The sequence below is a fragment of the Streptomyces microflavus genome (assembly GCF_014650075.1).
Lineage (GTDB): Bacteria > Actinomycetota > Actinomycetes > Streptomycetales > Streptomycetaceae > Streptomyces > Streptomyces microflavus.
In genome coordinates this window covers 622,716-631,937 of record NZ_BMUG01000005.1, presented here as the reverse complement: position 1 = coordinate 631,937, position 9,222 = coordinate 622,716, and the positions used below count along the sequence as shown (strand labels likewise).

The following is a 9,222-nucleotide window of genomic DNA, read 5'->3' as shown; positions in this document are numbered from 1 at the left end:
ACGCGCAGGATTCGACCTCCTCCGCCACCGCATCCTGCTCGCCTGACAGGCACCCACCGCCACCACCGACTACGGGACAGAGCCGCTCGTTTGACAGTCCCACGCCACTCATGGACTCAGTCCCACCAGAATTCCCAGCAATTCAGGTCGGTGATGCGTTCGGCGTACGCAGCCAGGGTGTGGGGGTGGGCCCCTTGCCAGATGATGTCCGGGCAGAAGGCGAAGTGCTCGGCGGCAACGAGCAGAGCCTCTTCCGTGCGTGTCGGGGGTGCGGCCACGCTCAGGTGGAGAGTGTCGGAGCCGACCGCTACGACGCGTGCGCCGAAGCGTCGTCCCCAGTCACGTACGACCGCGGCGTATTTGGCGGTGTCGTTGTCGTAGTTGACGGGGCCATCCCAGCCTGCGACTGCGAGAGCGTCAGCGCCGCAGACGGCAGCAACGAGCCCGAGACGGGACTGGGGGCGGCGGGCGGCGAAGACCCGCGCGTAGTCGGCGGCCATCTCGTCCGGGTCGATCACGGGCTCAATACTGGGTGCCAGGCCTGGCCAAGTCTGGCCGAACGGGGCAGTGACGGCAAGGCGCTCATCTGCTGTGAGCACGTCGTCGTCCTGGTCGATGCCGGTGTAGTCCCTCCACCACGTCGCGAGGAGTTCGGCGGGGTAGTGGCTCTTCGGTGAAGACATTCGTCCGGGAATCAGTTCGCCTGATGCCCAGGGCCGGAACTCGCTATCGTCCGGGTCCCGGGAGTCGAGCAAGAGCGGCCACAGACCGGAGCTGGCGTGTTCGGTGCGGAGACGGGGCCACAGCTCAGCGGCGGCCGCGGCGTCGCTCAGCCACAGGGCTTGCACGTCACCGTTGCCTTCGGCGGAGGTGATCATCTGGCCGGGCGGGAGTATCGCGTCAAGGGGCAGGAGGAGTTCGGGGTTCACGAGCGGATGCTAGTTCCACGGTCTGACACAGCCCCGGAAGCCTGGACCAGTGTCACCTCAAGGCGGTCCGCGCTTGCAGGTGGGGGCACCTGCGCGGCTGGAGGAGGGACGTCGACGTGGACGCTACCGACATCCGCGTCAGTGCCCGCGACCACAGCCCTCGGCGCGGCACCGCCGCGGTGGGGATCACTGCAGGGTGGTATGCCAAGGGCGGTACGGGAGAGAATGTCTTCGGCTACAGCGCCGCTCTGGCGATCGCCGCCCACCACCGCGCCCAAAGCAAAGAGAATGGGCGGTATGAATCAGATAGACATTCCTCCCGTGCTGGTCATTGGGGCGACGGGCCGGGTCGGCCGCCTCGTCATCGACCAGCTCCTCGACGCGGGCGTGCCGGTTCGTGCCCTCACCCGTCGCTCCGAGGCGGCGGCCCTGCCGGCGAAGGTCAAGGTCTTCGCCGGTGACCTCACTGTGCCTGAGTCGCTCGACCCGGCGTTGAGTGGCGCCGGTGCGGTCTTCCTCGTGTGGACCGCCCCGCCTCAGACCGTGGAGGCAGTCGTCGAGCGGCTGGCAGCCCACGTGCGGCGAGTCGTCTTCCTCTCCTCCCCACATCAGACGCCGCACCCCTTCTTCCAGCAGCCCAATCCCATGGCGGTACTGCACGCCGACATCGAGCGGCTCATCGCGGCCACCGGACTCGAGTCCACTATCATCCGGCCGGGGATGTTCGCGTCGAACTCGCTGGCCTGGTGGGCGCCCGCGATCCGGGCCGGCGAGATCGTCCGGTGGCCTTACGGTGCTGCCCAGTGGGCACCGGTCGATGACCGCGACATCGCAGCAGTCGCGGCGCGGACGCTCTATCAGGGCGGATACGTCGGAGGTGACTACGTCCTCACCGGCCCCGAATCGCTGACCCAAGCCGCCCAGGTGGACGTCATCGGTGACACCCTGGGGCGCCGGATCGTATGCGAGGAGATAACGCCGGACGAGTTCCGAAGCCTGTGGGGGACGGTGCCCAGCTCAGCCGTCGACATGCTGCTCGCCGCGTGGAATGCGGCGGTCGGACAGCCCGCGTACGTCACCACTGTGGTGGCCGACATACTCGGGACGGAGCCACGAACGTTTCGCGAGTGGGCCGTTGACCACGCCACAGCGTTCAGACAGGGTTCGTAACTCCGCCGACCGCGACCTGCGCCCCGGGCCTCAGTCAGCCGTCGGCCCTGCCCTCGCCCCCGGAACGTGCCGAGCGCCTGGGGCTGTGCGGCTGAGGCAGCCCGAGGCCAGGTGCGTACTGACAGGGCACACACCAATTGAGACTGCCTACACATCAAAACCGTTGCAGTACTGGATGATCGATTCCATGGGGTCGGCGAGCGTAGGCGGCCTGCGTTCAGCGGGGGTGACGTTTCCGGCTGGCCTTCTGCGTGGGAGGGCACCAGCGTGACGTCCGTTTCCCGCCAGCAACCGCCCGTGTGTCGATCCAGCATGGCCACATGACCAGATACACCGTACTCCCCGTTGACACAGCCGTCCTGAAGGAGTTGCGGGTTGTCGACGACGCGGGCCGTCCCTGCGCCTCGTACGTCGCCACCCGTGACGACGTGGGCTCGCCGCTGCGCTGCTGCCTGCGCCCCATCACGCTCGGTGAGCGGATTGCCCTGGTCTCGTACGCCCCGTTGCGTCGCTGGGCCGCCGCGCGGGGTGCAGATCCGGGCGCGTACGACGAACAGGGTCCCGTTTTCATCCATGCCGTCGACTGCGGCGGGTTCACTCCCGGCGAGACCTACCCATTCGCTCGGCCGGGCGCACTACGTACCGTGCGCCGCTATGACGCCCGGGGCCATATCGCAGGTGGCCGCCTCCTGGAGATTCCGGCCGACGCCACGACTGGCTTCGATGCAGCCTTCGACGATGCGTTCAACGATCCGGACGTGGTGCTCCTACACGTCAGGGCACTGGAATACGGATGCTTGCACTTCGAGGTGCGAAGGCCCTCCGCCAAGGAGCAGTCGCAGCCGTACTCCAAGCAGTCGGGCCTTGACCCCGGATTTTGAACACGTCTATGCGGCTTGGGTCAGGGTAGTTGCAGCTGGCTGGAGGTCGTTCTCGTAGGCGATCGGGGACTGGTGGCCGAGGCGGGGGTGCTGGCGGCGGGTGTTGTATCGGGTCAGCCAGCGGAACGCGTCGAGCCTGGCTTCGCGCTCGCTCGACCAGGCTTTGCGGCCTTTGAGCGTCTCCCTCTTGAAGGCGGCGTTGAAGCTTTCTGCGGCGGCGTTGTCGGCGCTGGATCCGATCGCGCCCATGCTCTGCCGGACCCCGGCTGACCTGCAGATTTCAGCGAAGGCCCTGCTCGAATATTGGGATCCGTGGTCTGTGTGCATGGTCGCTCCGGCCAGGTTTCCACGGGTCCGCTCGGCTGCCGCCAGGGCGTCGATGACGAGCTCGGTTCGCATGTGATCGGCGATCGCCCACCCGGCCAGCCGGCGCGAGCACAAGTCGATGACGGTGGCGAGGTAGAGCGGTTTCGCGCCGCTGACCGGAAGGTATGTGATGTCGCCGACGTACTTTCTGTTCACCTTGGCAGCGGTGAAGTCGCGTCCGATCAGGTCGGGTGCCTTCGACGCGGCCTGGTCCGCGACGGTGGTGCGGTGCCGGCGACGCAGACGAACGCCCTCGAGCCCGGTGGTCCGCATGATCCTGGGGACCCGCTTGCGGTTGACCGCCGGACCCTCCTCGTCACGGAGCTCCGCGGTGATTCTGGGGACTCCGTAGGTGCCGTCGGAGTCCTGGTGGATCTTGCGCATCCGGGCCGCGAGCCCGGCCTCGACGCTCTGTCTGGCCGCTCTCGCGGCCGCAGTGCGACGCCAGTAGTAGAAGCTCGAACGGGCCAGGCCGAGGATCTCGCAGAGCCGCTTCACGCCGTGACGGCGCTGGTGATCGTCAACGAACTGGTAGCGGTTCACCAGCGCGTCTCCGTCGCGAAATACCGAGCTGCCTTGCGGAGAATGTCCCGTTCTTCCTCGAGCTCGCGGATCCTCTTGCGGACGGCGGCCAGATCCGCCTGAACGGCGTCGCCGACGGCCTGCGAGGTGGCCGGCGGCGCGGAATGGGCGCCAGGTCGGCCGCCGTCGGCGGCCCGGATCCAGTTCCCCAGCGTCTCGGTGTTCACCCCGAGATCAGCGGCGACCGACTTGATCGTCGCTCCCGGCCTCGAGCGGTACAACGCGACCGCGTCCGCCTTGAACGCGGCCGGATAGTGCTTCATCCCCACGGGGACTCCGTTCTCCTGGACCATCAAGATCCAAGTGTCTCCGGTGTCCAAAATCCGGGGTCAAGGTCCGATTCACCGGTCTCACCGAAGAGCGGCGAGCGGCCTGTTCCTCTCATCAAGGTCGAACCGGCGGGGCCAGCGAGCCGGGCTCAGGCGATGACGTGGGCGGCCATCCAGCCGGGGCTGTTGACCCGGGACCGCCCCGTTCTGTGCGGTCGCTAGGCTCCCGCCATGTCTAACGATCGCGGTTTCACCTGCTCATGCTGCGGCAACCACCACGCAGAGCTCCCCATGAGCTACTCGACCATCTCTCCTGATGTCTGGGATCCCAGCTTCGAGAGCGATCCGAACAGCATGCTGTCTTCCGACCAGTGCGTGATCAAGGGTCAGCACTTCTTCATCCGGGGCCTGATCGAGATACCTGTGATCGGCGGCGAGGACGTCTTCTCGTGGGGCGTCTGGGTCTCTCTGAGCAAGGAAAACTTCGCCGGTGCCCTGGACGTATGGAACACGGAGGGCCGGGAGGCGGAGAAGCCATACTTCGGGTGGCTCAGCACGGAGCTCGCGCTCTACTCCGAGAGCACGACCGACTTGAAGACCAACGCTCACACCCGACCGGTCGGCAAGAGGCCCTTCATCGAGCTGGAGCCCACCGACCACCCGCTCGCCGTCGAACAGCGTGCCGGGATCACGCAGGACCGCATCCGTGAGATCGCCATAGCTGTGCTGCATCCTTCCTGAGCCCCCGCTGGCAAGGCCCGCTGAGAGCTTCCTAGGAGGAGGCAGTCGAACTGTCTCATCCCGGGAAGAAGGCGCGTCCGTTCGAGCATCCGAATGTCTCAGTAGTTCACGGAGATCCTTACCGGGCACCTGGTTGGCAGTGGCGACCCGGCGGATGAATGAGGCCGCCGTCTCGTCGTTCAAGGGCGAAGCCTGCGGGGCAGCCTGTGACGGCCCTGTTTGCCTAGGTTGGATGCCCTTGGGCAGCGAAACCAGTCGTCCGCCGTGCGCTGACCTGCTGCTATCGGCCTGATTAGCAAGCGGTTACGTGATGGTGCCCCTTGTCCGTCGACGCCGGGACGTCGGGGCGGTCGCCTAGCGCGCGCTGCCGGCTGTCGACGGCATCAGCGGTCCGGCCGTCGCCGACCTGCGTCGGCGCCAGTACGCGTACGTCAGGATGCCGAGCATGGGGCCCCACAGGACCAGAGGGGCGTAGGAGGCGTAGAAGTAGACGGTCTCCCAGCCGTCGGCCTTGCTCGGGAAGTTGGCCGGCAGCGGATCGCCGTTGGTCTTGGACTGGGTGACCGTGGTGATGATCGCGATGACCGTGAAGACCAGGGTCAGGATCGTCGCCCCGATCGTGGCCGGGACGACCGCGGCCGCCGTCGGTACCCGCCGCCCGCCCAATCCCGGCATCCAGCGCGGAAACACCTCGCCCCAGCGGGCGACCAGCCCGACGGCCGTGAAGGCAAGGACCTCGGAGATGAGGGTGAGGAGGACGACGTAGCCGTTCATTGCCCAGTCCGCGATCGACCCGCCACGTTTGTCCGCGGCGAACAGCACGCCCAGGCGCCAGATCCCGGACGGGAGCACCAGCAGCAGCACCGCGTAGGCGACCCGGCGGGCCCAGCGCGGCACCCCTGCGGCGGGCTCGTGCGCCGCACGCCACGCCCGAGGCAGGCGGCCCTCGCGGCGTGGCGTGTTTGCTGCTTCGTCGTTGGTCGGCCTGGTCTGGAACATCTGCGCTCCTCACGTCCACGGGCCGGACCGGCCCGTGCGATTCGAGATTCGCAGCAGGCGAGGCCGGTCAGCATCGCTCCGCAGACCGAACAGACTCCACCGGGCGGGCGAACACGAATCCGGGCGCTCCGCCTCGGCGATGACGGGTCACCGGAGGACGACTCGTCCGTGCGACCAGGTTCACTGGCAAGGAAGCCGAAACGACCGGGTTCATTGTCAAACGCCTGTATTCGATGGCAGCGGACAGTGAGCCTTTTCCAACCTCACGTTGATGCGTGATGAAGGACGAGGATGGCTTTCACGATGCCGGTGAACCTGTTGGTGCTGCAGCGGAGCTTCCGCAGGAGGCGCCAGCCCTTGAGAGTGGCAATGGCCTGCTCGCCGAGGCAGCGGATTCTTGGTGTGGCTGCTGTTGTGAAGGCGCTTCCATCCCTTCAGGCGGCGGCCCCGGAACGGGACTCGGACGAGTCCGCCCGCTCCTTGGTACGCCTTGCCCACCCAGCATTTCAGCTCGGCTTCGGTCAGCGCTTCGATGACCCCGTGGGTCCGTGCGGCGGTCAGGTCGTGGATGGACCCGGGCGGGGGGGGGGACGCCCACAACAGCTGGCCGAACAGATCGGTGAGGACCTGGACGTTCATGCCGTGACGCTTGTGCTTCCCGGGAGTAGTACGGGGTGTCGGCGGCGATCCGGTAGATCGGCAGGAGGGTGCCGTGCAGGATCACGAACGCCTTGGTGCGGATGGTCTTCATCGCCTCGGCCAGGGTCGGGGCGAGGGCGGCCAGGACATCGATTCGCCTCGCGTAGGTAGCGGCAGACCGTCGCGACGCCGGCTACGGCCCTTCCCCAGCCGGGGCGACCCGCGCACCGGGGGGCCGTTCGCGCGGGTCAGCTCACACTCTCCGGCTACGAGCACGACCACCGCACTGCCGCGTTCGGGAGATGGGAGTGGACCCGCGGGGACCGAGAGGGCCGTCAGGAGGTCGCCGGCTCCGTGGGGCGGTGAGCCCCCTCCTGGGGGCTCACCGCCCGGCCGGCCCGGCGTCAGGTCAGCCGGTGGCGAGGAGCTGGAGCGTGTCGATCACCCGGTTGGAGAATCCCCACTCGTTGTCGTACCAGGCGACGACCTTGATGTGGCGGCCGTCGACGCGGGTGAGAGCCGAGTCGAAGATCGCCGAGGCCGGGTTGCCCGTGATGTCGGACGACACCAACGCGTCGTCCGAGTACTCGAGGATGCCTACGAGCGGTCCCTCGGCAGCGGCACGGTACGCCGCCAGCACGTCCTCGCGCGTCACGTCGCGGGCGACAGTCGTGTTCAGTTCGACGATCGAGCCCACCGGAACCGGTACGCGGATCGAGTCGCCCGACAGCCTGCCGTCGAGGTTCGGCAGCACGAGGCCGATCGCCTTGGCGGCGCCGGTCGTGGTCGGCACGATGTTGACCCCGGCCGCACGGGCGCGGCGGGCGTCGCGGTGCGGGCCGTCCTGCAGGTTCTGCTCCTGTGTGTAGGCGTGGACCGTCGTCATGAAGCCGTGCTCGATACCGGCGAGATCGTCGAGCACCTTCGCCAGCGGGGCCAGCGCGTTGGTCGTGCACGAGGCGTTCGAGACGATGGTGTGCGCCGTTGGGTCGTACGCGTCGGTGTTGACGCCGTACGCGAGCGTGACGTCGGCGCCGGACGCCGGTGCGCTCACGAGCACCTTCTTGGCGCCCGCGTCGAGGTGGGCGCGGGCGGCCTCGGCCGAGGTGAAGCGGCCGGTCGCTTCCAGCACGATGTCGACGCCGAGCTCGGCCCAGGGCAGTCGCGCCGGTTCACGCTCGGCAAGCACGGTGATGCGCCGGCCGTCGACGACGAGGGTGTCCCCGTCGGCCTTCACCGGGCGACCGAGCCGGCCCGCCGTGGAGTCGAAGGCGAGCAGCCGCGCGAGGGCTGCGGGCTCCGTGAGGTCGTTGACGGCGACGACTTCGAGGTCGCTCTCGCGTTCGAGCAGTGCGCGCAGCACGTTGCGTCCGATGCGGCCGAATCCGTTGATGGCGATGCGAGTCATGAGTGGTGTCCCTTCCGGTTCACCACCAGGTTCGCGCGCGGCGTGTGCCGGTGACAGCGGCGTGATCGCCATGGTCCGCAAGGATCTCGCCAGGCCACGGCGAGGGCCGGACCGTGCCGGACGGCGGCCCGAGAACTATGCCGGGCCACGGCGGCGAGACCTACTCGCCCCGGGCGAAGGTCCGCCGGTACTCGCTCGGCGTGGTGCCGAGGATCCGCTGGAAGTGCAGCCGCAGATTCGCCCCGGTGCCCAGGCCGACGTCGGCGGCGATCTGCTCGACGCTCCGCTGCGAAAGCTCCAGCAGCTCGCGGGCGACGTCGATGCGGGCGCGCATGACCCACTGCATCGGCGTATAGCCGGTCTCGTCCACGAAGCGCCGCGAGAACGTCCGGGGCGAGACCCCGGCCTGCCGGGCCAGTGCGTCGAGCGTGAGTGCCTCACCGAGCCGGCGCAGCGCCCACTCGCGCGTGGCGGCGAACCGCTCGCCCAGCGGCTCGGGCACGCTGCGCGGCACGTACTGCGCCTGACCGCCGCTGCGGTAGGGGGCCGCCACCAGACGCCTGGCGGCATGGTTCGACGCAGCCACCCCGAGATCGCCGCGCAGGATGTGCAGGCACAGATCGATGCCCGAGGCGGCGCCGGCCGACGTCAGCACGCTCCCCTCGTCGACAAACAGGACGTTCTCGTCGACCTGGACGAGCGGATGCCTCGCCGCGAGCGCCCGTGTGTAGTGCCAGTGCGTCGTGGCCCGTCTGCCGTCGAGCAGACCCGTGGCGGCGAGGGCGAACGCGCCCGTGGAGATGGCGGCCAGCCGCGCGCCCCGCCGGTGGGCGCCGGTCAGCGCGTCAACGACGGCCCGCGGCGGATCCTCGCGGTCCGGGAACCGGTATCCGGGTACGAAGACGATGTCGGCCCACTCCAGGGCTTCGAGCCCGTGGGCGACGGAGTACGACAGCCCGTCGCCACCGGTCACCAGCCCGGGCCGCGCCCCGCACACCCTCACCTCGTACGGCATGCTCGCGCGGGTCGTGAACACCTGCGCCGGAATGCCGACGTCGAGCGGCTTCGCCCCCTCCAGTACGAGGACTGCGACGCGATGCGGGGACGGTGCGGGCACGGGGAAAGGTTACGCGGAGAGGCGCGGGCGCACCGGCATCCATGCCGGGCGTGCTGCCCGGCGGCCTCTGGTTCACAGGTGCGGTGCGCTGAGCACCCGGGAGCAGGCCGGGCCCAATTGC

Annotated in this window: 8 protein-coding genes and 1 pseudogene; 3 read left to right on the top strand and 6 right to left on the bottom strand. The window is 68.6% G+C overall.

Translation table 11 applies throughout. From position 1 onward, the window contains the following. Nucleotides 1-116: 116 nt before the first annotated feature. A complete protein-coding gene (locus IE264_RS18195; RefSeq protein ID WP_032754899.1) occupies nt 117-929 on the bottom strand; it encodes a DUF4253 domain-containing protein in 813 nt (270 codons plus the stop codon). Between the two features lie 297 nt (nt 930-1,226). Here IE264_RS18195 and IE264_RS18190 point away from each other — a divergent pair, with 297 nt between their 5' ends. Further along, nucleotides 1,227-2,099 (top strand): NAD(P)H-binding protein, encoded by an 873-nt coding sequence (locus IE264_RS18190; RefSeq protein WP_229887608.1) that lies wholly within the window; start codon nt 1,227-1,229, stop codon nt 2,097-2,099. 320 nt (nt 2,100-2,419) lie between these two features. Beyond that, a complete protein-coding gene (locus IE264_RS18185) occupies nt 2,420-2,980 on the top strand; it encodes a DUF1203 domain-containing protein (RefSeq protein ID WP_051821720.1) in 561 nt (186 codons plus the stop codon). A gap of 6 nt (nt 2,981-2,986) precedes the next feature. Here IE264_RS18185 and IE264_RS18180 read toward each other — a convergent pair. Then, a protein-coding gene (locus IE264_RS18180) for an IS3 family transposase (protein WP_106973079.1) occupies nt 2,987-4,197 on the bottom strand; the annotation gives its coding sequence in 2 pieces (ribosomal slippage) (nt 2,987-3,906 and nt 3,906-4,197; 1,212 coding nt in all). A gap of 291 nt (nt 4,198-4,488) precedes the next feature. Here IE264_RS18180 and IE264_RS18175 point away from each other — a divergent pair. Further along, a complete protein-coding gene (locus tag IE264_RS18175) occupies nt 4,489-4,938 on the top strand; it encodes a DUF2199 domain-containing protein (RefSeq protein ID WP_032754893.1) in 450 nt (149 codons plus the stop codon). 354 nt (nt 4,939-5,292) lie between these two features. On the opposite strand, the gene IE264_RS18170 is transcribed toward IE264_RS18175, so the two are convergent. The 4 genes and pseudogenes from IE264_RS18170 to IE264_RS18155 all read right to left on the bottom strand — a co-directional run bounded on the left by IE264_RS18170 (nt 5,293) and on the right by IE264_RS18155 (nt 9,101). Then, on the bottom strand, nt 5,293-5,937 hold the full coding sequence (locus tag IE264_RS18170) for a hypothetical protein (RefSeq protein WP_229887606.1): 645 nt from the start codon (nt 5,935-5,937) through the stop codon (nt 5,293-5,295). 263 nt (nt 5,938-6,200) lie between these two features. Further along, nucleotides 6,201-6,767, bottom strand: a pseudogene (locus IE264_RS18165) (transposase family protein); the annotation flags it as partial. A gap of 218 nt (nt 6,768-6,985) precedes the next feature. Next, the gene (gene gap, locus IE264_RS18160; RefSeq protein ID WP_032754887.1) at nt 6,986-7,984 is read right to left on the bottom strand and encodes a type I glyceraldehyde-3-phosphate dehydrogenase; all 999 of its coding nucleotides are present in this window, start codon (nt 7,982-7,984) and stop codon (nt 6,986-6,988) included. Nucleotides 7,985-8,144: 160 nt separating this feature from the next. Then, a complete protein-coding gene (locus tag IE264_RS18155; protein ID WP_032754884.1) occupies nt 8,145-9,101 on the bottom strand; it encodes a GlxA family transcriptional regulator in 957 nt (318 codons plus the stop codon). Nucleotides 9,102-9,222: the final 121 nt, after the last annotated feature.